Raw genomic sequence first — 25,019 nt, forward strand, 5'->3', positions numbered from 1 at the left:
TTCCCCGTGGGATGGCGGGCAACCATCGATCAACTATCGGACTCATAGCTGGAGTCAACCCGGCCAACCCCCTAGAATCGCCGCCACGATCAAAGGAGACGACTGCATGCTGATGGTGATTTCCCCCGCCAAGACCCTCGACTACGAAACGCCGCCGGCGACCTCGCGCTTCACCCAGCCGCAATACCTCGACCATTCCCAGGCGCTGATCCAGCAACTGCGCGAACTCAGTCCGGCGCAGATCAGCGAGCTGATGCACGTCTCCGACAAGATCGGCGGCCTCAACGCCGCGCGCTTCGGCAGCTGGACGCCGGCCTTCACCCCGGACAACGCCAAGCAGGCGCTGCTGGCGTTCAAGGGTGACGTCTACACCGGGCTCGACGCCCAGACCTTCAGCGAAGCCGATTTCGACTATGCGCAACGGCACCTGCGCATGCTGTCCGGCCTCTACGGCCTGCTGCGCCCGCTGGACCTTATGCAGCCGTACCGGCTGGAGATGGGCACCAAGCTGGCCAACGCCCGGGGCAAGGACCTTTACGCCTTCTGGGGAACGCGCATCAGCGAGTGGCTCAACGAAGCGCTGGCCGACCAGGGCGACGACGTGCTGCTCAACCTGGCGTCCAACGAGTACTTCTCGGCGGTCAAGCGCTCTGCCCTGAACGCGCGGATCATCAACACCGAGTTCAAGGACCTGAAGAACGGCCAGTACAAGATCATCAGCTTCTACGCCAAGAAGGCCCGAGGCCTGATGAGCCGCTTCGTGATCCAGGAACGCATCAACGATCCCGGTGCCCTGAAGCAGTTCGATGTCCAGGGTTACCGCTACAGCGCCGAACAGTCGAAACCGGACAATCTGGTGTTCCTGCGCGACCACGCCCCCGAATGAAGCATGCGCGGTGCACGACTCTTTATTGAAGACGTCGTGCACCGCGCACGACGTCAAAAATCCCCCGCCCTTTTTCGCCATTTCATTGGCGCCATAAAAACATCGCCCCTCTCCCTAACGTTTGTTTCACTCGACAGGTGTCATTTTTTTCAGTAGTGGCACGCACTTTTTTTCAAAGTAATGGCACAAAACCATCCCCCGCGATTATCCGCCTATATATAAAGGGCGAAATGGAAAGTGCTATCAATATGAAAGCAGTGCCATCTTTTTCAATATTTCAAGAAATTTCAGATTTCGGGATGAACGGGCCGGAACTTCGTCCTGATGCGTAGCTCATACCACCGGTAACGATTCTCGCCGATTCTGTACGAGATAACTTACGCAGATGAACGATCGCTGTAACCAAGTTGCCACAGTAACTTTCACAGCGACTTCACTTGTTTAGGCAAAGATCAAAGACGGGAAATACGCACCCTGAACATTCCCTGCAAGGCCGAGGCTGCGCCCCTGCCACCGCGCTCACCAGAGCGCTGAACCGCCCGGATTGCGGGCAGTTGGCCTGACATCGTGCAGGCATGTCGACTGAGCGGCCCTCCTTCGGACGAAGGTCATGCCGCCTGTCGGGGCAAGTCACAACAATAAGGCCTAGTTGCGCACAACTTGAGTGCACTTATTTAGCCACTCGAAACTTACATTGCCGGAACACGGCATTGTCGTGCCTGCAAGACGCACTTTCGAGTGCACCATGACCGCTGGAACCATTAACTCCGGCCATCTAATGGCTTGATAAAACACAGAGGTAATTGCGATGCGCATCAGCATTTTTGGTTTGGGTTACGTCGGCGCCGTATGTGCCGGTTGCCTGTCTGCACGGGGCCACGACGTGGTGGGCGTCGATGTCGCCAAAGACAAGATCGACATGATCAACGCCGGCAAATCCCCCATCGTCGAACCGGGCCTGGGCGAACTGCTGGCGCAGGGCATCCAGACCGGCCGCCTGCGCGGCACCACCGACTTCGCCGAGGCGATCCGCGCCACCGACCTGTCGATGATCTGCGTCGGCACGCCGAGCAAGAAGAACGGCGACCTGGAACTGAACTACATCGAGGCGGTGTGCCGCGAAATCGGTTTCGTGCTGCGCGAGAAGTCCACCCGCCACACCATCGTGGTGCGCAGCACCGTGCTGCCGGGCACCGTCGCCAACGTGGTGATCCCGATCCTCGAAGACTGCTCCGGCAAGAAGGCCGGCGTCGATTTCGGCGTGGCGGTCAACCCCGAGTTCCTGCGCGAGAGCACCGCGATCAAGGACTACGACTTCCCGCCGATGACCGTCATCGGCGAGTTCGACGCCGCGTCGGGCGACGTCCTGCAATCGCTGTACGAAGAGCTCGACGCGCCGATCATCCGCAAGGACATCGCCGTCGCCGAGATGATCAAGTACACCTGCAACGTCTGGCACGCCACCAAGGTGACCTTCGCCAACGAGATCGGCAACATCGCCAAGGCGGTCGGCGTCGACGGCCGTGAGGTGATGGACGTGGTCTGCCAGGACAAGACCCTCAACCTGTCCCAGTACTACATGCGTCCGGGCTTCGCCTTCGGCGGCTCGTGCCTGCCCAAGGACGTGCGCGCCCTGACCTACCGCGCCGGCTCCCTGGACGTGGAGGCGCCGCTGCTCAACTCGCTGATGCGCAGCAACGAATCCCAGGTGCAGAACGCCTTCGACATCGTCGAAAGCCACGACAAGCGCAAGGTCGCCCTGCTCGGCCTGAGCTTCAAGGCCGGCACCGACGACCTGCGCGAAAGCCCGCTGGTGGAGCTGGCCGAGATGCTGATCGGCAAGGGCTACGACCTGAGCATCTACGACAGCAACGTCGAGTACGCCCGCGTCCACGGCGCGAACAAGGACTACATCGAGTCGAAGATCCCCCATGTGTCGTCCCTGCTCAACGCGGACTTCGACTCGGTGATCGACAACTCCGACGTGATCATCCTGGGCAACCGCGACGAGAAATTCCGTTCCCTGGCCCAACAGGTGCCGGACGGCAAGCAGGTCATCGACCTGGTGGGCTTCATGTCCCGGGCCACCCGCGCCGGCAGCCGCACCGAAGGCATCTGCTGGTAAGGCAGCCCCAAGCTCCGGGCCGCCTGCGGCCCGGAGCCTCCTTCACCTTCGGATGAATGACGGTCATGTCCAAGCTCAATCATTTTTTTCTGCAAGCGGCCGGTTGGCTTTTGTTTCTGGGCCTGCTGATGGGCCTGGCCCTGATGCTGCCCGTGTCCACGTTCGACGCCGAGTCGAAGGACTTCATTTTCCTGATCGGCGCCGTGGGCATCTGGCGCTATTCGATGGGCGCCACCCACTTCGTGCGCGGCATGATTTTCCTGTACATCGTCTACCCGCACCTGCGGCGCAAGGTGCGCAAGCTGGGCGAGGCGGCCGATCCGTCCCACGTGTTCCTGATGGTCACCAGCTTCCGCATCGACGCGCTGACCACCGCCCAGGTCTACGGCTCGGTGATCCGCGAGGCCATCGACTGCGGCCTGCCGACCACCGTGGTCTGCTCCATCGTCGAGATGTCCGATGAACTGCTGGTCAAGAGCCTGTGGGCGCGGATGAACCCGCCGGAGCGGGTCAAGCTCGACTTCGTGCGTATCCCCGGCACCGGCAAGCGCGACGGCCTGGCCTACGGTTTCCGTGCGATCTCCCGCCACCTGCCGGACGACCGCGCCGTGGTGGCCGTGATCGACGGCGACACCGTGCTGGGCGAAGGCGTGGTGCGCAAGACCGTGCCGTGGTTCCAGCTGTTCGGCAACGTCGGCGGCCTGACCACCAACGAATTCTGCGAAGTGCGCGGCGGCTACATCATGAGCGAATGGCACAAGCTGCGCTTCGCCCAACGCCACATCAACATGTGCTCGATGGCCCTGTCCAAGCGCGTGCTGACCATGACCGGGCGCATGTCGGTGTTCCGCGCCAGCGTGGTCACCAACCCGGAGTTCATCGCCGACGTCGAGAGCGACTCGCTGCAGCACTGGCGCCTGGGCCGCTTCAAGTTCCTCACCGGCGACGACAAGTCGAGCTGGTTCAGCCTGATGCGCCTGGGCTACGACACCTTCTACGTGCCGGACGCGGCGATCAACACCGTCGAGCATCCGCCGGAGAAGAGCTTCATCAAGGCCAGCCGCAAACTGATGTTCCGCTGGTACGGCAACAACCTGCGGCAGAACTCCCGCGCCCTCGGACTGGGCATCCGCCGCCTGGGGCTGTTCACCTCGGTGGTGCTGTTCGACCAGCGCGTGTCGATGTGGACGTCCCTGCTGGGCCTGACCGTGGCGGTCATCGCCAGCGTCAAGTACGGCACCGCGTTCATCCTCGTGTACCTGCTGTGGATCGGCATCACCCGCCTGATCCTGACCCTGCTGCTGTCGTGCTCCGGCCACCGGATCGGCCCGGCCTACCCCGCGATCCTCTATTACAACCAGATCGTCGGCGCGCTGGTGAAGATCTACGTGTTCTTCCGCCTCGACCAACAGTCCTGGACCCGCCAACCCACCTCGCTGTCCCGTGACCTCGCCAGCTTTCAACGTTGGTTCAACACCTGGTCGTCTCGGACCATGACCTTCTCCGCCGGCAGCATTTTCGTCGCCGTGCTGCTGATGATGGTCTGACCCGCCTCTCTTGGATTAACAAGGAAACCGCTCCCATGAATACCGCCGTCAACGTCAACGTAGTCCATGAATCCGAAGCCCAGCGCCAGCATGCGCGGGTGAAGATCCCGGCCAAGCTGCGCTTCTTCGGCCCCGACCGCACACCGGTCGAGGCGCGGGTCATCGACCTGTCGGCCGGCGGCCTGGCGTTCAACGCCGGTCAGTTGCCGCTCAAGGTCGGCGACGTGCACAAGGCGCGCCTGCAGTTCGTCATCGACAACCTCGGCCTGGCGATGGACGTCGAGATGCAGGTGCGCTCCCACGACCGCCAGACCGGCCGCACCGGCTGCCAGTTCCAGAATCTGGAGCCGCGGGACATCGCCACCCTGCGCCACCTGATCACCTCGCACCTGGCCGGCGACATCGTCAGCATCGGCGAAGTGCTGGCGACCCTGCAGCGCGACAACTTCACCAAGGCACGCAAGACCAAGGACGGCGGCCACGGCATGACCCCGTTCGGGCGACTGAAGGCGGTGACCTTCAGCCTCGGCGTGTTCGTCGTCGGCCTGGCGGCGTTCGGCTTCGTCGCCAAATCGGTGTACGGCATGTACTTCGTCAGCCACGCCCAGGCCGGCCTGGTCAGCGTGCCGGCCATGAACATCACCATGCCCCGCGACGGCACCGTGCAGAGCCTGGTGAAATCCGACGGCGTCGCCGCCAAGGGCGCGCCGCTGGCGACCTTCAGCACCAGCATGCTCGACGTGCTCAAAGGCCACCTGGACGAAGACCAACTGCAGCCGGCCAAGGTGGAAGAACTGTTCGGCAAGCAGATGACCGGCACCCTCACCTCGCCGTGCGACTGCACCGTGGCGCGGCAACTGGTGGCCGACGGTCAGTACGCCAGCAAAGGCGACGTGATCTTCGAACTGGTGCCGCGCAACACCCAGGCCACCGTCGATGCGCGCTTCTCCTACCGCCAGTTCGGCGACGTGCGTCCGGGCACCCCGGTGAGCTTCCAGATCGCCGGCGACGACAAGGTCCGCAGCGGCAAGATCGTGCGCAGCGCCAGCCTCAAGAGCGAAGACCTGTCCTCGGACATCCGCGTGCAGATCCAGCCGGACGAGCCGCTGGACAGCACCTTCGCCGGCCGCCCGGTGGAAGTGAACAGCGACCGCGGCCCGAACCTGAACTGGCTGATCGACAAAGCCATGGCCCACGGCCTTTAAGTCGAGGACACGCCTGTGACCACTCCAACTCTCCCGAACACGCCGCAGTCCCTGTGGGAGCTGGCTTGCCAGCGATTGCATCAACGCGGTCTGCCTGATGCACCGAGCCGCCCGCATCGCCAGCAGGCTGGCTCCCACAAGGGCCTGATGGTGTGCTCGCTGGCGCTGGCGGTCTCCCTGGCCGGTTGCGCCGGCCTGCCCGACCAGCGCCTGGCCAACGAAGCCCTCAAGCGCGGCGACACCGCGACCGCCGCGCAGAACTACCGGGCGCTGGCGGACCTGGGCTACAGCGAGGCGCAAGTGGGCCTTGCCGACATTCAGGTCGACAGCCGCGACCCCGAGCAGATGAAACAGGCCGAAGCCACCTACCGCGCCGCGGCCAGCGTTTCGCCGCGGGCCCAGGCGCGCCTCGGCCGCTTGCTGGTGGCCAAGCCCGGCGCCACCGAAGCCGAGCACCAGGAGGCCGAAAGCCTGCTGAAGAAAGCCGCCGCCCAAGGCGAAGGCAATACCTTGATCCCGCTGGCGATGCTGTATCTGCAATACCCACACAGTTTCCCGAACATCGACGCCCAGCAGCAGATCGATCAATGGCGCCAGTCCGGCTACCCGGAAGCGGGCCTGGCCCAAGTGCTGCTCTATCGCACCCAGGGCACCTACGACCAGCACCTGGATGACGTGGAAAAGATCTGCAAGGCCGCGCTCCACACCACCGACATCTGCTACGTCGAACTGGCCACGGTCTATCAGAAACGTGCACAGCCAGAGCAACAGGCCGAACTGATCAAACAACTGCAGGCCGGCCACAGCCGCGGCACCGTCAGCGCGCAACGGGTCGATTCCGTCGCCCGGGTGCTGGCCGACCCGACCCTGGGCAAGACCGACGAGAAGACCGCGCAAGCGCTGCTCGAACCCATCGCGCCGGGCTATCCGGCATCGTGGGTCACGTTGGCGCAATTGCTCTACGACTTCCCGGAACTGGGCGACACCGACCAGATGATGAAGTACCTGGACAACGGCCGTGCCGCCGACCAACCCCGCGCCGAACTGCTGCTGGGCAAGCTCTACTACGAAGGCAAACTGGTGCCGGCCGACGCGAAGGTCGCCGAGCAGCACTTCGAGAAGGCCGTCGGCCGCGAAGTGGCGGCCGACTACTACCTCGGCCAGATCTACCGCCGTGGCTACCTGGGCAAGGTCTATCCGCAGAAGGCCCTCGACCACCTGCTGACCGCTGCGCGCAACGGCCAGAACAGCGCCGACTTCGCCATCGCCCAACTGTTCTCCCAAGGCAAGGGCACCCGGCCCGACCCGGTCAACGCCTACGTGTTCAGTCAGTTGGCCAAGGCCCAGAACACCCCGCAGGCCGATGAGCTGGCGACCACCCTCGCCGCGCAGCTGCCCCCCGAACGCCTGGCCCAGGCCCAACGCCTGCTGCAACAGGAACAGGCCAGCCGCGGCGCCCTGAACCGCAATGCGCTGCCGCTGCATGCCCTGCCAGAAGAAGAAGGCGAGGAATCCCTATGAAGTTGAATCCATTCGTGAAGGCCGGCATCGGCCTGTCCTTCGCCCTGATCTGGTCGTGCCCGACGCTGGCCGCGATCACCGAAACCAAGAATTTCGGCCTGGAAGTGAAGATCACCGGCCAGTCCGAGGACGACCGCGACCTGGGCACCGCCCGCGGCGGCGACGTCAACGGCGTGGGCCTCGACCTGCGCCCGTGGGTCTACGGCGAGAGCGGCGCGTGGAGCGCCTACGCCATGGGCCAGGCCGTGACCTCCACCGACATCATCGAGACCGACACCCTGCAGCAGTCCGACGGCGCCCAGGCCACCGACAGCGGCGACCGCCAGACCAAGAAGAACTACCTGGCCATGCGCGAGTTCTGGGTCGGCTACAGCGGCTTCACGCCCTACCCCGGCGAGATCCTCAAGTTCGGCCGCCAGCGCCTGCGCAACGACGACGGCCAATGGCGCGACACCAACATCGAGGCGCTGAACTGGACGTTCGACACCACCCTGCTGCGGGCCAACGCCGGCGTCGCCGAACGCTTCAGCGAATACCGCACCGACCTCAAGGAACTGGCGCCCAAGGACAAGGACCGCCTGCACGCCTACGCCGACGCCGCCTACCAGTGGACGCCGGGCCAGTGGGTCGGCATCCGCGGCCACCACACCCACGACAACGGCAAGCTCGACTACGCCGAGCCGGGCGTGCCCCGCGACACCCTGGACAAGACCGAGAACGGCGACATCAGCTGGCTCGGCCTGACCGCCGACAGCGACGCCTACAACTGGCGCAACACCAACACGGTCAACTACTGGGGCAGCATCACCGGCATGAGCGGCGACCGCGACAAGGTCAACCCGCTCAACGCCGACGGCAGCCGCCCGGCCGAGGCCAAGCGCAGCGACAGCGTCAACGGCTGGGCCACCGACCTTGGCGTGCGCCTGCGCCTCGACCCGCAATGGCAGGTCGGCGCCGCCTATGCCCGCGCCAGCGCCGACTACGAACAGAACGGCCTGGAAAGCAACCGCTCGAACTTCACCGGCACCCGCTCGCGGGTGCACCGTTTCGGCGAAGCGTTCCGCGGCGAGATGAACAACTTGCAGACCGCCACCCTGTTCGGCTCCTGGATGCTCAACGACCAGTACGACGCCAGCCTGATCTACCACAAGTTCTGGCGCGTGGACGGCAACAAGCCGGTGGGCAGCAACGGCATCAACGCCGTCGAGAACAACACCGACGACGTGACCGGCGCGATCCTGTCCAGCACCTCCCTGCCGCTGGACGACGGCAAGAAGGACATGGGCCAGGAGATGGATCTGGTGGTCACCAAGTACTTCAAGCAAGGCCTGCTGCCGGCGGCGCTGAGCCAGTCCATCGACGAGCCGTCGGCGCTGGTGCGCTTTCGCGGCGGCGTGTTCAAGCCCGGCGATGCCTACGGCAGCCAGGTCGATTCGTACATGCACCGCGCGTTCATCGACGTGATCTGGCGCTTCTGATGCGGACCGCCAAGGGAGTGCCCGACATGAACAACTCAAGGAAAGGCTCGCTCAGCCTGTTGGCCGGCGCCCTGCTGCTGGCCAGCGCCGGCGCCTTCGCCACGGTCGAGCCGGCGAAGCCGGTGACCCTGGCCAAAGGGCTGCAGCAGGCCAAGACCTACACCGTCAGCAGCGCCCCGACCGAGGCGCTGGAGCTGGCCGAACCGAAGCTGCCCGACCTCTCCGGCTACACCGCCGAGGCCGCCGCCGCGAAGATCGTGCGCAGCAAGCCGGGCAAGGTCAGCGTGCGCCGGATGATGCAGGAAGACGCCCTGAAGGACTTCATCGGCGGCGACAACAAGATGGCCGAATGGGTGGTGCGCCAGCACGGCATCCCCCAGGCGATCTTCGTCGACGACGGCTACCTGAACCTCAAGGAGCTGGCGCAGAAGCTGCCCAAGCAGTACTTCAGCGAAACCGCGCCCGGCGTATACCTGGCCAAGCTGCCGATCGTCGTCGGCCGCAAAGGCATCCTCGAGATCGACGGCCAGACCCAGGAGCTGCGCCTGTCCCAGGAGGCCGGCTCGTTCCTGGTCAACGACGGCCAGCTGTTCGTGCGTGACACCAAGGTCACCGGCTGGCGCGAGAAGGACAACGGCCCGGCGACCTTCCGTTCGCCCAAGGAATTCCGTCCGTTCCTGCTCGCCTGGGGCGGCACCGAGACCTACATCGTCAACAGCAAGATGGCCAGCTTCGGCTACGCCAACAGCAAGTCCTACGGCGTGAGCATTTCCCAGTACACGCCGAACATGGCCAAGGTGCTCAAGCGCCCCGAGCCGACCGGCTGGATCGTCGGCTCCGAGTTCTCGGACATGTGGTACGGCTTCTACTGCTACGAGACCCGCGACTTCGTGGTCAAGGGCAACACCTACAAGGACAACATCGTCTACGGCATCGACCCCCACGACCGCTCCCACGGCCTGGTCATCGCCGAGAACACCGTCCACGGGACGAAGAAGAAGCACGGGATCATCATCTCCCGCGAAGTGAACGACAGCTTCATCTTCAACAACAAGAGCTTCGACAACCACCTCTCGGGGCTGGTGATCGACCGCAACAGCGTGAACAACGTGATCGCCCACAACGAGATCTACCGCAACCACACCGACGGCATCACCCTCTACGAGTCCGCCGACAACCTTTTGTGGGGCAACAAGGTCATCAGCAACAAGCGCCACGGCATCCGCATCCGCAACAGCGTGAACATCCGCCTGTACGAGAACGTCGCCATGGCCAACGGCCTGACCGGCGTCTACGGCCACATCAAGGATCTGACCGACACCGACCGCGACATCAAGCTCGACCCGTTTGACGCCCAGGTCTCGCTGATCGTGGTCGGCGGCGAACTGGCGGCCAACGGCAGCGGCCCGATGGCCATCGACTCGCCGCTGAGCGTAGAGCTGTACCGCGTCTCGATGCTGGCGCCGACCAAATCCAGCGGCATCAGCTTCAACGGCGTCCTGGGCGAGCGCCAGGACGAAATTCTCGACCTGCTGGTGCGCCAGCAGAAAGCCGTGCTGATCGACCCCGTCGAACGCCAGACCGAACTGCGGGACTGAGGACCTCTTTATGCACCCACACCTGATCAAACTGCTCAGCCTGTCGGCCCTGACCGTGGGCATCCTGGCGGCCAGCGACGGCGCCGGCGCGGACCAGGCCCAAGCCCCCGCGTTCACCGCCGAGCCGTGCTGCAGCCTGTGCCCCGCCGCCCACGACCCGAAGAACTACACCACCCGCTACCAGCAAAACTTCACCACCCTGGTGCAGGCGCAGGGCGACTGGCTGTTCCGCACCCGGGAAGACCTGCGCACCGAGTTCGACACCACCCCCGCCGGCTACCGCCGCCTGCAGCAACTGCACGATGCGTTCAAGAGCAAGGGCGTGGAACTGGTGATCGTCTACCAGCCGACCCGTGGCCTGGTGAACCGCAACAAGCTCAACCCGCAGGACAAGGCCGCCTTCGACTACGAGAAGGCGCTGGGCAACTACAAGACCATGCTCGGCCGCTTCGCCAAGATGGGCTACGTGGTGCCGGACCTGTCGCCGCTCACCAACGAATCGCTGCCCGAGACCCTGCCGGCCCACGACTTCTACTTCCGCGGCGACCAGCACTGGACGCCCTACGGCGCCCAGCGCACGGCGAAGATCGTCGCCGAGCAGGTCAAGCGGATCCCGGCCTTCGCCGACATCCCCAAGCGCGAGTTCGAGACCAAGCGCTCCGGGCGCATGGGCAAGACCGGCACCCTGCACAACATGGCCGGGCAACTGTGCGGCACCAGCTACGCGATCCAGTACATGGACCAGTTCACCACCGAGCCCAAGGGCGAGGCCGGCGACGGCGACCTGTTCGGCGACAGCGGCAACCCGCAGATCACCCTGGTGGGCACCTCCCACAGCGGCAAGAACTACAACTTCGCCGGCTTCCTCGAAGAGGCCATCGGCGCCGACATCCTCAACGTCGCGTTCCCCGGCGGCGGCCTGGAAGGCTCGATGCTGCAGTACCTGGGCAGCGACGAGTTCCAGAAGTCGCCGCCCAAGATCCTCATCTGGGAGTTCTCGCCGCTGTACCGCCTCGACCAGGAGACCATCTACCGCCAGATGATGGCGCTGCTGGACAACGGCTGCGAGGGCAAGGACGCGCAGATGAGCGCCAGCGCGACGCTCAAGCCGGGCAAGAACGAACTGCTGGTCAACAGCAAGAACCTGAACCTGCAGAACAACGGCCATCAGGTCGACATCCGCTTCGCCGACACCTCGGTGAAGACCCTGCACGCCACCCTCTGGTACATGAACGGCCGCCACGAGGACATCAAGATCGAGAAGCCGGAAACCTCCGACACCGACGGGCGTTTCGCCTTCGAATTGCGCACGGACGAGGACTGGGCCACGCAGAACCTGCTGGCCGTCGAAGTCCAGGGCCCGGACGCGGGCGCCGAGCCGCAGAAGGTCGAAGCGAAAATCTGCAAACGCAACGTATTCCCGGGCGCTGGGCCGCAAACCGCCCAGCTCGGGCAATGAGGTCTGCCATGCGAAACCGAACGATCAAACACCTGCTTGCGCCGTCCCTGCTGACCCTGGCGATGTTCGCCGGGGCCACCCAGGCCGCCGCGCCGCTGCGTCCGCCCCAGGGCTACTTCGCACCTGTGGACAAGTTCAAGACCGGCGACAAGAGCGAAGGCTGCGACGCCATGCCGGCGCCCTACACCGGCCCGCTGCAGTTTCGCAGCAAGTACGAAGGCTCGGACAAGGCCCGCGCCACCCTCAACGTGCAGTCGGAGAAAGCCTTCCGCGACAGCACCGCCGACATCACCAAGCTTGAGCGCGGCACCGCCAAGCGGGTGATGCAGTTCATGCGCGACGGTCGCCCGGAGCAGCTCGACTGCACGCTCAACTGGCTGACGTCCTGGGCACGGGCGGATGCGTTGATGTCCAAGGACTTCAACCACACCGGCAAGTCGATGCGCAAATGGGCGCTGGGCAGCATGGCGTCCTCGTACATCCGCCTGAAGTTCTCCGACTCGCACCCGCTGGCCCAGCATCAGCAGGAGGCCCGGGAGATCGAGGCCTGGTTCGGCAAACTGGCCGACCAGGTGGTGAGCGACTGGGACAACCTGCCGCTGGCGCAGACCAACAACCACTCCTATTGGGCCGCGTGGTCGGTGATGGCGACGGCCATCGCCACCGACCGCCGCGACCTGTTCGACTGGGCGGTGAAGGAATACAAGGTCGGCGCCGGCCAAGTCGACGCCGACGGCTACCTGCCCAACGAACTCAAGCGCCAGCAGCGCGCCCTGGCGTACCACAACTACGCCCTGCCGCCGCTGGCGATGATCGCCAGCTTCGCTCAGGTCAACGGCGTGGATCTGCGCCAGGAGAACAACGGCGCCCTCAAGCGCCTGGGCGACCGGGTGCTGGCCGGCGTGAAGGATCCCGACGCCTTCGAGGCGAAGAACGGCAAGAAGCAGGACATGACCGACCTGAAGGAGGACATGAAATTCGCCTGGCTCGAACCGTTCTGCAGCCTCTACGCCTGTGCGCCGGATGTGCTGGAGAAGAAACACGGCATGCAGCCGTTCAAGACCTTCCGCCTGGGCGGCGACCTGACCAAGGTCTACGACCCGTCGCACGAGAAGGGCAACAAGGGTTCGTAAGGCAGAACACGAACCCCTGTGGGAGCTGGCTTGCCAGCGATTGCAATCTGACATTCAACACTGATGTCGACTGACCCGACGCTATCGCTGCGGTGCGGCGACCCGACAAGCCAGCGCCCACAAGGGTTGCGGTGAATCTGGATGCAATACATCCCCCGGACTTTTCGTGGGGGGTTTGGGGGGGCCTTGGCCCTTGACTGTGGCTTCAAACATGGAGAAACCGGGATGGTCTTTTCATCCAACGTGTTCCTGTTCCTGTTCTTGCCGATCTTCCTCGGCCTGTACTACCTGAGCGGGCAACGCTACCGCAACCTGCTGCTGCTGATCGCCAGCTACGTGTTCTACGCCTGGTGGCGGGTGGACTTCCTGGCGCTGTTCGCCGGTGTCACCCTGTGGAACTACTGGATCGGCCTGAAGGTCGGCGCCGCCGGTGTGAGGAGCAAGCCGGCCCAGCGCTGGCTGCTGCTCGGCGTGGCAGTGGACCTGTGCATCCTGGGCTACTTCAAGTACGCCAACTTCGGCGTAGACAGCCTCAACGCGATCATGACGTCGTTCGGCCTGGAGCCGTTCATCCTCACCCACGTGCTGTTGCCGATCGGCATCTCGTTCTACATCTTCGAGTCCATCAGCTACATCATCGACGTGTACCGCGGCGACACCCCGGCCACCCGCAACCTGATCGACTTCGCGGCGTTCGTGGCGATCTTCCCGCACCTGATCGCAGGCCCCGTGCTGCGCTTCCGTGACCTGGCCGACCAGTTCAACCACCGCACCCACACCCTCGACAAGTTCTCCGAGGGCTGCACCCGGTTCATGCAGGGCTTCATCAAGAAGGTGTTCATCGCCGACACCCTGGCGGTGGTCGCCGACCATTGCTTCGCCCTGCAGCACCCGACCACCGGCGATGCCTGGCTCGGTGCGCTGGCCTACACCGCGCAGCTGTACTTCGACTTCTCCGGCTACAGCGACATGGCCATCGGCCTGGGCTTGATGATGGGCTTTCGCTTCATGGAGAACTTCAAGCAGCCCTACGTCAGCCAGTCGATCACCGAGTTCTGGCGGCGCTGGCACATCAGCCTGTCCACCTGGCTGCGCGACTACCTGTACATCACCCTGGGCGGCAACCGCCGCGGCACGCTGATGACTTATCGCAACCTGTTCCTGACCATGCTGCTGGGCGGCCTGTGGCACGGCGCGAACATCACCTACATCGTCTGGGGCGCCTGGCACGGCATGTGGCTGGCGATCGAGAAAATGCTCGGCATCAACACCTCGCCGCGCCGCCTCAATCCGGTCCGCTGGGCCCTGACCTTCCTGCTCGTGGTCATGGGCTGGGTGATCTTCCGCGCCGAGAACCTGCACGTGGCCGGGCGCATGTACGGCGCGATGTTCAGCTTCGGCGACTGGTCGCTGTCGGAACTCAACCGCGCCAGCCTCACCGGCCTGCAAGTGGCGACCCTGGTGGTGGCGTACGCAACCCTGGCGTTCTTCGGCCTGCGCGACCTGTACACCAGCACGCCACCGGTCAAGACCAAACCTTGCGCCGACGCCGGGCAAGACGGCCCGGCCGGCGCGCAGCCCGGCCTGATCAAGGCCGCCCCCGGCGAAAACCCGGCGGCCATCCGCGAGCCCGGCTACACCGTCGGCGCGCCCGCCCAAGTGCAGCCGGCCTACTGGAGCGCCGACTGGCCACGCTACGCGATGCGCGCCCTGGTGCTGCTGCTGTTCATCGCCTCGATTCTCAAACTCTCGGCGCAGAGCTTCTCGCCGTTCCTTTACTTCCAGTTCTGAGGGATCTGCCATGACCCGCTCATTACGCATGTTCTACATCGCCCTGTTTCTGCTGACCCTGCTGGTGCTCGGCCTGTGGTCGCTGCGCAGCTTCTTCGGCTTCAGCACCAACGCCGACGCCACGGTGCTCAACGGCCGCTGGACCAAAGCCGTGGAAACCCACTACGACGACGAGTTCCCGATCAAGCGCCTGGGCACCAATCTGTGGGCCGCTCTGGACTTCAAGCTGTTCAACGAAGGCCGTCCGGGCGTGGTGCTCGGCCGTGACCAGTGGCTGTACAGCGACGAGGAATTCAACCCGATCGTCAACGAAGAGCTGAACCTGCAAGGCAACTACGCGCTGGTCGAAGGCGTGCGCCAGACCCTCAAAGCGAAAGGCGTGAAACTGGTGATGGCCATCGTGCCGGCCAAGGTGCGTCTGTACCCGGAACACCTGGGCGAAGTGAAGCCTGCGAGCATCCACGCCAACCTGTATCAGGACTTCCACGCCCGCGTCGCCGCGGACAAGATCCTCGCCCCCGACCTGCTCGGCCCGCTGCAGAAGGCCAAGCAGAACGGTCAGCAAGTGTTCTTGCGCACCGACACCCACTGGACCCCGGAAGGCGCCGAGATCGCCGCCGACACCCTGGCCAAGACCATCGCCGACAAGTTCCCGCTCAGCGGTGAGCCGCAGCGCTTCGTCACCACGCCGGCCGAGCAGGTCACGCACAAGGGCGACCTGCGCCTGTTCCTGCCGCTGGATCCGCTGTTCGAGAACCTGATGCCGGCCAAGGAGCCGCTGCAGAAGCGCAACACCGTGGCCGCCGACGCGCAGCCGGCCGGCGACGACGCCCTGTTCGCCAGCCGCGAAGTGCCGGTGGCGCTGATCGGCACCAGCTACAGCGCCAACCCCAACTGGAACTTCGTCGGCGCGCTCAAGCAGGCGCTCAACAGCGACGTGGTCAGTTACGCCGAAGACGGCCACGGCCCGATCCTGCCGATGCTCAGTTACCTGAAAAGCGACGACTTCAAGAACAGCCCGCCCCAGGTGCTGATCTGGGAGTTCCCTGAACGATATCTGCCTGTGAACAACGAAATCGGCGACGCCGACCCGCAGTGGGTCGCAGAGCTCAAACAAGCCGGCGCGCGCCAACAGAACGTAGCTGTGAACACTTCATCCGAGACGCCCGACCGGGCGCAAAACTGAAAGAGAGGTACACCATGACTTTCACTCCAACTCCGCGTCGTCTCGCCCAACGCCTTGCCCTGGTCGCCGGCCTGAGCGTGCTGTCGGTGCAGGCATTCGCCGGCGGCGACGCCGCGCTCTACGGCCCGACCGCGCCCAAAGGCTCGACCTTCGTGCGCGTCTACAACGCCAGCAATGCCGAAGTCAGCGCCACCGTCGGCAGCACCAGCCTGAGCGACGTCGCCCCGCTGGCCAGCAGCGACTTCAGCTTCATGCCCGGCGGCGACTACAGCGCCAAGGTCGGCAGCCAGACCCTGCCGGTGAAACTGGCCGGCGACCACTACTACACCCTGGTCAACAACGCCTCCGGTGCGCCGCAGCTGATCGAAGAGCCGCCGTTCAAGAACAAGCAGAAATCCCTGGTGCGCGTGCAGAACCTCAGCGACAAGCCGCTGACCCTCAAGACCGCCGACGGCAAGACCGAGGTGGTGCCGAACGTGGCCGCCAAGGGCCGCGGCGAACGCGAGATCAACCCGGTGAAGGTCAGCCTGGCGCTGTACGAAGGCGACAAGAAGGTCGGCGACGTGAAGCCGGTCGCCCTGGAGCGCGGCGAAGCGGCGGTGCTGTACGTCACCGGCACGGGCAGCAGCCTGTCGCCGGTGTGGGTGAAGCGCCCGGTGTCGACCCGCTGACACATTTCCCGAACTGACCCGAATCCCTGTGGGAGCCGGCTTGCCGGCGATGCGGACAACTCGGTTGCGCAGATACACCGAGGTGATGCGATCGCTGGCGAGCCAGCTCCCACAGGAACCGAGGCGGGCATTCGGACACGAGACAACAACAAGAGTGAAACGACGCAGGTTCGTGGCTCTAACCCAATTGATTTTATGGAGTAAACATTATGATTCCGGTGATCTTGTCAGGTGGTAGCGGTTCCCGTCTCTGGCCGCTTTCGCGCAAGCAGTTCCCCAAGCAGTTCCTCGCCCTGACCGGCGAACACACCCTGTTCCAGCAGACCGTCGAGCGCCTGGTGTTCGACGGCATGGACACCCCCATCGTGGTCTGCAACAAGGAGCACCGCTTCATCGTCAACGAGCAGTTGGCCAACCGCAGCCTGGAGGCCCAGCGCATCCTGATGGAGCCGTTCGGCCGCAACACCGCGCCGGCGGTGGCGCTGACCGCGATGATGCTGGTCAACGAGGGCCGCGACGAGCTGATGCTGGTGCTGCCCGCCGACCACGTGCTGGAAGACCGCAAAGCCCTGCAGCGCGCCCTGGCCCTGGCCACGGTGGCGGCGGAAAACGGTGAGATGGTGCTGTTCGGCGTGCCGGCCACCAAACCGGAGACCGGCTACGGCTACATCAAGTCGGTCAGCGATTCGCTGCTGCCCGAAGGCGTCAGCCGCGTCTCGCACTTCGTGGAGAAGCCCGACGTCAAGCGCGCCACCGAATACGTCGAGTCCGGCGGCTACTACTGGAACAGCGGCATGTTCCTGTTCCGCGCCAGCCGCTTCCTCGAAGAGCTGAAAAAGCACGACCCGGACATCTACGACACCTGCCTGCTGACCCTGGAGCGCAGCGTCCAGGATCCGGACACCATCACCTTCGACGAAGCCACCTTCGCCTGCTGCCCGGACAACTCCATCGACTACTCGGTGATGGAAAAGACCCAGCGCGCCTGCGTGGTGCCGCTGACCGCCGGCTGGAGCGACGTCGGCTGCTGGTCGTCGCTGTGGGAGGTCAACGAGAAGGACGCCAACGGCAACGTCAGCAAGGGCGACGTGGTGATCCAGGACAGCAAGAACTGCATGATCCACGGCAACGGCAAGCTGGTGTCGGTGATCGGCCTGGAGAACATCGTCGTGGTGGAAACCAAGGACGCCATGATGATCGCCCACAAGGACAAGGTCCAAGGCGTCAAGCAGATGGTCAACACCCTCAACGAACAGGGCCGCAGCGAGACCCAGAACCACTGCGAGGTCTACCGTCCGTGGGGTTCCTACGACTCGGTGGACATGGGCGGCCGGTTCCAGGTCAAGCACATCTCGGTCAAGCCGGGCGCGTGCCTGTCGCTGCAGATGCACCACCACCGCGCCGAGCACTGGATCGTGGTCAGCGGCACCGCCGAAGTCACCTGCGACGAGAACGTGTTCCTGCTCACCGAGAACCAGTCCACCTACATCCCGATCGCCTCGGTGCACCGCCTGCGCAACCCGGGCAAGATCCCGCTGGAGATCATCGAAGTGCAATCGGGCTCGTACCTGGGCGAGGACGACATCGAACGCTTCGAAGACATCTACGGCCGCTCCACCCCGGTCGAGCGCGGCGTGTCGGTGAAGACCATCGCACAGTGACCTTCCTGTGACAAAAAGCCCCCGTCCGACCTGCTGCGTCCCCTATCCGCGGCAGGCCAGGCGGGGGCTTTTCGTCTGCCCCCCGCGGGCTCAAGGGCTGCGTGACACCGCCACCGAACAGAGCCGCCAGGCCGCTGGCCGCCGATGGGCGTAGCCCAGGGTGACCGCCGCCGTGGCGTAGTCTCCCGCCGAGGCAGCCTGAGCCGTCCAGTACTCGGGGATCGAACGGTCGTAGTTGTGGGCGGCGTCGAACGCCCCGGTCGGCCAACCGTACCCGCGCACCAAGTCGCCCCATTCCGGGTACAGCGCCCCCGGATACCGCAGCAGGTAGCCACCGTTGAGTTCCAGCGGCCTGGGCAGCGCCACGCCGTGACCGTTCGCATAGCGCTCCGCCGAAGCCCAATCCATATGGCACGCCAACGCGGTGAACCAGAGCGTCGCCTGGGGCTGCGTGTACTGCACGCTCTGGCCCCCGGCATCCTTGATGGTGAACGTCACCGGGCCATGCCCCCTGAGCGTGACCTCGCCGGTGCCGGCGCCGATCTCGGCCCGGCCCGGCTCGGCACTGCTGAACGCGAACGGGGGCGTCCCGCCGGCCATGTTCAGCCTGTAGCGCGCACCGCTGAAGCCGGTGCGGGGAAACCCGCTGTCCGCCGCGAAGGTGAAGGCATCGGCCTGAGGTGAGGCGGTCAGTGAAGCGACCCGCAAGACCTTGCTCTGCGGATCGAACACCTGATCGGCGGGATCGAACACGAACCGCGCCTGGTGCGCCGGCGTCTGCGGCAGCTCGATGCGGATGATCGGCAGCCTCAGTCCGCTGCGGTCATAGAAGTCCTGCTGGTCGTACTGAGCCGACGTCAAGCCGCCGCCGGTGTAGTACAGCGCCTGGATCGGCAACTCCCCGGGGATGTCCTGCGGCCAGGTCGCCAGCATCAGCTCGTTGCGGCTGTGGAAGGCCACATCCTGGTGCAGGGTCATCACGCGCAAGGCCTGGTAGAACGCGTCCGCCGCCGCGTCGTTCATTTGGTCGCGCACATCGAAACTGCACTGGTAGTGGCCCTGCGCGACGCCGGGCCGCACCGTGTGGGCCATCCATTGCTCGGCGGTGGTGATGCCCTGCGACTGGCAGCGCCGGCTCTGCTGCGGGTAGGCGCGGTGGGCACCGCAGCCGGGGTTTTCGCGGTCGAACGTGGCGCCGTCGATGGGAAACACGCAAAGCACTTCGATGTGACGCTTGCCGACCGGCGTATCCAGGATCGGGTGGAAAACGAAACCGTGGTCGTAGGTGGAATCGATCTGCCGGTACTGCGAGTCGCGCCGCAGGTACGAAAACGACAGCCCCCCCTTCTCCACGGCAATCGGGCTGGGGTTCCAGAAGTGGTATTGGGTGGAATGGATCGTGCCCCGGAACAGAATGCCGGCGCACAGGAACGCCGGTTTCGAGGCGCTGCCGCAATCCTTTCGGGTGTCGGCGTACCGGTCGGCCAGCGCCGTTGCCACGGCCTCGCCCTGCTTCTGGAAAGCCGAGCGAGGGTCGGAAGACAGTCCGTCGAGCGTCGAGGACTGGCAGGCTGCCAGCAGCAGACAGGCCCAACAGATCAGATAGCGTCCCATACGTCCTCCGGTACCGGCCGTGTACGCTATCCAACACCGGCTCCGCCGCGACGGCCACTGTCAGAAATTACAGTCCCGACCGGTGGCGCTCCCGTTGTCGATCCGAAAGGGGTGTCGTTCCAGCCTCTTCGTCGGGTCGATGCCCGGAGAAACGTTCCTGGTCAGGTCCTGCGCAGCCTCGACCGGCGCCATCGCCAGCAGGCTGGCTCCCACCGGGAATCTCGGCCGAATGCCGCCTCCTTGGCCTGCCCGCGAAGGGGCCGGACCTGGCGCCGCACACCACTTGCCAATCGCCAACCCCCTCTACGCTTAGGTAGGATGGCCTTCCATCCCTGCGAGGTTGCGCGACATGTTCATCGGCGTCCTGCTGGTCATCACCTGGCTGATCCTGCTGCTGCGCTATCCCGCCAAGGCCTTGCCGGTGTCGGCGGCGGCGGCCGTCGGCCTGGGGCTGGTGGCGATGTGGGTGGTGTGGCTGGACAACCGCGAGGTCAAGCAACTGGCGCGCCTGGAGCTGCGCATCGCCTATGCCCCCGAACAGTGTCCCGCCGACCGTCCGTTGCAGCTCAAGATGAACAACGGCAACGACGTGCCGCTGACCGAGCTGCGCTGGCGCATCGCCGCGTATGCGCCGGGCGACACGGTCAACCTGGCCGACAACCAGTACACCGCCCCGCGCTACCGCGGCCCCGGCGAACTACAGCCCGGCGGCAACTGGGAAGACTGCCTGCCGCTGCCGCCGCTGCGTCCCGGCTACCGCCCGCAGACCCTGGAGTTTCGCGCCGAGCGGTTGCAGGGTAGTTTCTCCGACTGATCCCCTTCACGTCTGCCTCCTTCACCTCTGCATAAGGAATGCGCCATGCCCGTTGCACTGATCACCGGTTGTTCCAGCGGCATCGGCCGCGCCCTCGCCGACGCCTTCAAGGCCGCCGGCTATGACGTCTGGGCCAGCGCGCGCAAGGCCGAGGACGTCGCCGCGCTGAGCGCCGCCGGCTTCACCGCCGTGCAGCTGGACGTCAACGACGGCGCGGCGCTGGAGCAGTTGAGCGAGCGGCTCAACCACGAGCGCGGCGGCCTCGACGTGCTGATCAACAACGCCGGCTACGGCGCCATGGGCCCGCTGCTCGACGGCGGCGTGGCGGCCATGCAGCGCCAGTTCGAGACCAACGTGTTCTCCATCGTCGGCGTCACCCGCGCACTGTTCCCGGTGCTGCGCCGGGCCAAGGGGCTGGTGGTGAACGTCGGCAGCGTGTCGGGTGTGCTGGTCACGCCGTTCGCCGGCGCCTACTGCGCCTCGAAAGCAGCGGTGCACGCCCTGAGCGACGCGCTGCGCATGGAGCTGGCGCCGTTCGGCGTGCGGGTGATGGAGGTTCAGCCGGGCGCCATCGAATCCAGCTTCGCCAAGAACGCCGGGCATGAGGCCGAGCAACTGATCACCGAACAGTCGCCGTGGTTTCCGCTGCGCGAAGGGATCCGGGCGCGGGCCAAGGCATCCCAGGACAAGCCGACCCCGGCCCGGGACTTCGCCGCCGAACTGCTCAAGGCCGTGCAGCAGGCCAAGCCGCCCCGGCTGATCCGCATCGGCAACGGCAGCCGGGCGTTGCCGTTGCTGGCGACCTGGCTGCCCAAGGGTCTGCTGGAATCGACGCTGATGAAGCGGTTCGGGTTGCGCGCAAGCCTCTGACGGCGGCCGGCGAAATGGCCGAACCGGCCGGCCCAGACCGTCGACCCGGCCCTGGCGCTCATCAACACATCTTACTGTCCCCTGTGGCGAGGGCGCTTGCTCCCGCCGGGCTGCGCAGCAGACCCGTTTTTAGGGCCGCTGCGCGCCCTAGCGGAAGCAAGCACCCTCGCCACACAACGGATCAACGGCCGTCGGTCTGCTTCACCACCACCGTGCAGGTAATGCCCGCCGCCAGCAGCACCCCTTCCGGCACCTCGTCGATGTGAATCCGCACCGGCACCCGTTGGGCCAGGCGCACCCAGTTGAACGTCGGGTTGACGTCGGCGATGAGCTCGCGGCTTTCCGGGTTGTCGCGGTCGTAGATGCCGCGGGAAATGCTCTCCACATGGCCCTTGAGGACTTCACCGCTCATCAGTTGCATGTCGGCCCGGTCGCCCACGCGCACGTGGGGCAGCTTGGTCTCTTCGAAGAAGCCGTAGACCCAGAACGAGTTCATGTCGACCACGGCCATCTTCGCTTCGCCGATGCGTGCGTAGTCGCCGCGGTGAACGTTGAGGTTGGTCACGTAGCCGTCCACCGCCGCCCGCACTTCGGTGCGTTTGAGGTTGAGCTCGGCGGCCTCCAGCTGCGCCTGGGCGTGCTGGTAGTCGGCCAGGGCCGCGTCGGCGATGTTGCTGGCGTCGTCGCGGTTTTCCTTGGAGATCACCAGGTTGTCCAGGTCGGCGCGGCGGTGGGCGTTGACCTTGCGCATCTCCCACGTCGCCTTGCGCGAGGCCACCAGGGCCTGCGCCTGCTTGACCGCCAACCGGTAGTGCTCGGGGTCGATCTGCATCAGCAGGTCGCCCTTCTTCACCAACTGGTTGTCGCGCACCGGCACATCGACCACCTCACCCGTGACGTCGGCGGCGACGTTGATGATGTCCGCCCGCACCCGGCCGTCGCGGGTCCACGGGGTGTTCATGTAGTGCTCCCACAAGGTGCGGCCGATCCACAGCGCCAGAGCCAGCACCAGCAGGGTCGCGAGCAGGCTGAAAAACTTTTTCATCAAGACCTTCTTCAGAGTTGGAGAGTCAGCGGTAGACGGTCAGCGCCATCGCGCCGAACAGACAAGTGAACAGGCTCAGGCGCAGCAGCGCCGGGTGCCAGAAGAAGCGGTACAGGTCGAACCCCGACAGGAAGCGGTCCAGCGCCCAGGCCAGTGCCGCGGCGACGAAGAACATCAGGGTCATGGTCGGCATGTACACGCCGTGGAAGGCGATTTCACGGGGCATGGGCAAGTCCTTCGGGCTTGGCGGCCGCGTAGGCGGCGAGCGGTGATTGCGGGTCGAGCAACGAAGTGCGGATGAAGTGCAGGTAGCTTTTCACCCGGCGCAGCGCCGAGGTGTCGAAGTGCGGCGCGAACGGCTCGTCGGTGGCGGCGACACGGCCAATCGCGTGATCGACCGCCACCAGCGCCCGCTCCAGGTTACTGGCGTTGGGTTGCAGGAACAGCCGCACCAGCGCCCGACCCATCACGCGGATCGACTGGCGCCACGGCTGGGACTCGGCGTACGCCGGGTGCACCGGCAGGATCGCCTGCTCCTTGCGCAGCTCGATGATCGCGTGGCCGACCTCCAGCACCACGAACATCCAGCGCAGCAGTTTTTTCTGCACCAGCGGCTGGCCGGTCGCCAGGCCGTAGGCCTGGTGCATCAGGTCGCGGGTGCGGCTTTCGAAGCCCGAGGCCAGGCCCTTGAGCTTGCCGCTGATCGCGTACACCACTTGGCCGCGCAGGTCCTGCTCCAGGCGCTTCCACAGCCAACGGCTGTTGGGCGGCAGGATGATCGCCCCGGCAGCGGCGCACACCAGCATGCCCATGACCATGGCGATGTAATCGTTGATGAAGGTGTACGGGTTGTAGATGGTCAGGTTGTCCGGCACCGAACCGGTGCTGAAAAAGATCAGCAGCCCGAGGCCGACCCCGGCGTACTGCGGGCGCGACGCCAGGAACGAGCCGAGCACGATCACCGGGGCCAGCATCACGCACAAGAGCGGGAAACCGTCGATCCACGGGAAAATGAAGAACATCTCGACGAAGCCGATCAGCGCCCCGAGGAACGTGCCGCAGGCCATCTGGAACGCCATGCGCTTGGGGTTCGGCGTGGCAGCGGACAAGCCCACGGTGGCGGCGGCGATCAGGGTCATGGTCGCGCCGCTCGGCCACGCGGTGGCCACCCAGTAGCTGCCCAGCACGATCAGGATGAACGAGGCGCGGATCCCCGAAGCGGCCGCCGCCCACCAACTGGTCTGCGGGGTGAACGGCTCGTCCCAGCGCTCGCGTTCGTGGCGGTGGTCGGCCAGGGACGCGTGGGTCTGTGCATAACTGTGCAGGTCGTCGACGAAGCGGTAGAGCAATTCGTACGCAGTGTGGAAATCCAGCAGCTCGGCCTCGCTCGGGCCGGTCTCCTGGAACGCCGTCCGCAGGCTGCGCACCCGTGTCGGCAAGCCTTCCTTGTAGGCTGCGAGCGCCGTCGCCAGGCGCGCCGCATCGGGGCTGGTCAGGGACCTGCCGCTGAAGCCGTCGAGCACTTCGGCCAGGTCCTGCAGGCCCGGCCTGATCGCCGCCACGACGTGTTCCTCGCCGTTGCCGCGCAAGCGCTCAAGCAACTGATGCAAGGCGTTGAAGCGGGTGGTGATGCCCATGAATTCGCTGTTCAGGCGGCTCAGCCGGCCGTTGCGCCGGCGCATGTGCGGGTCTTCGAACACGGTCACGCTGCGCAGGCCTTCCAGGCCCACGGCCTCGGCGATGAAGCGCACGTTGCTGGCCTCGAACGACTCAGGCTTGCTGCGCCCGCGCAGGCCGTCGGTGACGAACAGGGCGAACACGCCGAAGCGCTGGTACAGCGCGTTGCGCATGGCGGCGCTGGCGGTCTGCGGCAGGATCGCGGCGCTGACCAGGGTGGAGCAGAGAATCCCCAGGGAGATTTCCAGCACCCGCCACACCGCCGCCATGAACGCGCCGTCCGGGTGCGCCAGCGCCGGCAGGCCGACCATCGCCGCCGTGTACCCGGCCAGCACGAAACCGTAGGCGCGGAAGTTGCGGCAACGGGCGGCGCCGGCCGAGCAGATGCCGACCCAGATCGCCAGCGAACCCAGGAACAGTTCGGTGTTCTGGGCGAACAGCGCGATCAGCGTGACCATCATCGCCGACCCGGCCAACGTGCCGAGGAACCGGTAGAAACTCTTGGCGAACACCTGGCCGCTCTGCGGCTGCATGACGATGAACACGGTGATCATCGCCGTGCGCGGCTGCGGCAGTTCCAGGCGCATCGCCAGCCACAGGGTGAGGAACGCGGCGATCAGCACCTTGAAGATGTAGACCCAGGTCACGCCGTCGCTGCGTGCCCAGTCAAAGAAGCCCCGGCGCCATTCCAGGGAGTGCAGCCAGCGCAGGGGGGCGGGCATGGGAGTCATTCGAATA

Annotated in this window: 19 protein-coding genes; 15 read left to right on the plus strand and 4 right to left on the minus strand. The window is 65.4% G+C overall.

Annotated elements, in window-relative coordinates; translation table 11 throughout:
• Window positions 1-106 precede the first annotated feature (106 nt).
• The 13 genes from yaaA (at window position 107) to CAG29_RS22645 (ending at window position 18,261) form a co-directional block, all read left to right on the plus strand.
• The gene (yaaA, locus tag CAG29_RS22580; protein WP_085578786.1) at window positions 107-886 is read left to right on the plus strand and encodes a peroxide stress protein YaaA; all 780 of its coding nucleotides are present in this window, start codon (window positions 107-109) and stop codon (window positions 884-886) included.
• Window positions 887-1,694: 808 nt separating this feature from the next.
• Window positions 1,695-3,011, plus strand: coding sequence for a nucleotide sugar dehydrogenase (locus CAG29_RS22585; RefSeq protein WP_085578784.1), 1,317 nt, complete (start codon window positions 1,695-1,697; stop codon window positions 3,009-3,011).
• Between the two features lie 65 nt (window positions 3,012-3,076).
• The gene (gene alg8 / locus CAG29_RS22590) at window positions 3,077-4,558 is read left to right on the plus strand and encodes a mannuronan synthase (RefSeq protein WP_170929985.1); all 1,482 of its coding nucleotides are present in this window, start codon (window positions 3,077-3,079) and stop codon (window positions 4,556-4,558) included.
• Window positions 4,559-4,593: 35 nt separating this feature from the next.
• Window positions 4,594-5,763 (plus strand): alginate biosynthesis protein Alg44, encoded by a 1,170-nt coding sequence (locus CAG29_RS22600; protein ID WP_085578780.1) that lies wholly within the window; start codon window positions 4,594-4,596, stop codon window positions 5,761-5,763.
• Window positions 5,764-5,778: 15 nt separating this feature from the next.
• Entirely contained in the window at window positions 5,779-7,284 is a 1,506-nt protein-coding gene (gene algK, locus CAG29_RS22605; RefSeq protein WP_085695165.1) for an alginate biosynthesis TPR repeat lipoprotein AlgK, read from the plus strand.
• Window positions 7,281-8,762 (plus strand): alginate export family protein, encoded by a 1,482-nt coding sequence (locus tag CAG29_RS22610; protein WP_085578775.1) that lies wholly within the window; start codon window positions 7,281-7,283, stop codon window positions 8,760-8,762. The genes algK and CAG29_RS22610 overlap by 4 nt, the downstream gene beginning before the upstream one ends.
• Before the next feature lie 26 nt (window positions 8,763-8,788).
• Entirely contained in the window at window positions 8,789-10,360 is a 1,572-nt protein-coding gene (gene algG, locus CAG29_RS22615; RefSeq protein ID WP_085578773.1) for a mannuronan 5-epimerase AlgG, read from the plus strand.
• 10 nt (window positions 10,361-10,370) lie between these two features.
• Window positions 10,371-11,819: an alginate O-acetyltransferase gene (locus CAG29_RS22620; protein ID WP_085578771.1), complete on the plus strand. Its 1,449-nt coding sequence runs from the start codon at window positions 10,371-10,373 to the stop codon at window positions 11,817-11,819.
• An 8-nt stretch (window positions 11,820-11,827) separates the two neighbouring features.
• Window positions 11,828-12,952: a mannuronate-specific alginate lyase gene (locus CAG29_RS22625; protein WP_085578769.1), complete on the plus strand. Its 1,125-nt coding sequence runs from the start codon at window positions 11,828-11,830 to the stop codon at window positions 12,950-12,952.
• A gap of 225 nt (window positions 12,953-13,177) precedes the next feature.
• Window positions 13,178-14,743, plus strand: coding sequence for an MBOAT family protein (locus tag CAG29_RS22630; RefSeq protein ID WP_085578767.1), 1,566 nt, complete (start codon window positions 13,178-13,180; stop codon window positions 14,741-14,743).
• A gap of 10 nt (window positions 14,744-14,753) precedes the next feature.
• On the plus strand, window positions 14,754-15,929 hold the full coding sequence (locus tag CAG29_RS22635; RefSeq protein ID WP_085656224.1) for an alginate O-acetyltransferase: 1,176 nt from the start codon (window positions 14,754-14,756) through the stop codon (window positions 15,927-15,929).
• Window positions 15,930-15,943: 14 nt separating this feature from the next.
• A complete protein-coding gene (locus CAG29_RS22640) occupies window positions 15,944-16,600 on the plus strand; it encodes an alginate O-acetyltransferase AlgF (RefSeq protein ID WP_085578763.1) in 657 nt (218 codons plus the stop codon).
• 209 nt (window positions 16,601-16,809) lie between these two features.
• Window positions 16,810-18,261, plus strand: a complete 1,452-nt coding sequence (locus CAG29_RS22645) for a mannose-1-phosphate guanylyltransferase/mannose-6-phosphate isomerase (RefSeq protein WP_085578761.1) — start codon at window positions 16,810-16,812, stop codon at window positions 18,259-18,261.
• Window positions 18,262-18,351: 90 nt separating this feature from the next.
• On the opposite strand, the gene CAG29_RS28345 is transcribed toward CAG29_RS22645, so the two are convergent.
• Complete coding sequence (locus CAG29_RS28345) at window positions 18,352-19,875, minus strand: hypothetical protein (RefSeq protein WP_139831524.1); 1,524 nt, start codon at window positions 19,873-19,875, stop codon at window positions 18,352-18,354.
• A 349-nt stretch (window positions 19,876-20,224) separates the two neighbouring features.
• Between CAG29_RS28345 and CAG29_RS22655 the strand changes: the two genes are divergently transcribed.
• Together CAG29_RS22655 and CAG29_RS22660 are read left to right on the plus strand one after the other, a co-directional pair.
• Window positions 20,225-20,689 carry a multidrug transporter gene (locus CAG29_RS22655; protein ID WP_085578759.1) on the plus strand — a complete coding sequence of 155 codons (465 nt, stop codon included), beginning with the start codon at window positions 20,225-20,227 and terminating at the stop codon, window positions 20,687-20,689.
• 45 nt (window positions 20,690-20,734) lie between these two features.
• Window positions 20,735-21,559 carry an SDR family oxidoreductase gene (locus CAG29_RS22660; protein WP_085578757.1) on the plus strand — a complete coding sequence of 275 codons (825 nt, stop codon included), beginning with the start codon at window positions 20,735-20,737 and terminating at the stop codon, window positions 21,557-21,559.
• 181 nt (window positions 21,560-21,740) lie between these two features.
• Here the strand turns inward: CAG29_RS22660 and CAG29_RS22665 are convergent, their stop codons facing one another.
• Genes CAG29_RS22665 through CAG29_RS22675 form a run of 3 tightly spaced genes read right to left on the minus strand, consistent with a single transcriptional unit; the run spans window position 21,741 to window position 25,012 of the window.
• Window positions 21,741-22,604: an HlyD family secretion protein gene (locus CAG29_RS22665; RefSeq protein WP_085695166.1), complete on the minus strand. Its 864-nt coding sequence runs from the start codon at window positions 22,602-22,604 to the stop codon at window positions 21,741-21,743.
• Between the two features lie 25 nt (window positions 22,605-22,629).
• Window positions 22,630-22,830, minus strand: a complete 201-nt coding sequence (locus CAG29_RS22670; protein WP_003221811.1) for a DUF1656 domain-containing protein — start codon at window positions 22,828-22,830, stop codon at window positions 22,630-22,632.
• Window positions 22,820-25,012, minus strand: coding sequence for an FUSC family protein (locus CAG29_RS22675; RefSeq protein ID WP_085578753.1), 2,193 nt, complete (start codon window positions 25,010-25,012; stop codon window positions 22,820-22,822). The genes CAG29_RS22670 and CAG29_RS22675 overlap by 11 nt, the downstream gene beginning before the upstream one ends.
• Window positions 25,013-25,019: the final 7 nt, after the last annotated feature.

The organism is Pseudomonas sp. B7(2017), from assembly GCF_002112745.1.
Lineage (GTDB): Bacteria > Pseudomonadota > Gammaproteobacteria > Pseudomonadales > Pseudomonadaceae > Aquipseudomonas > Aquipseudomonas ekonensis.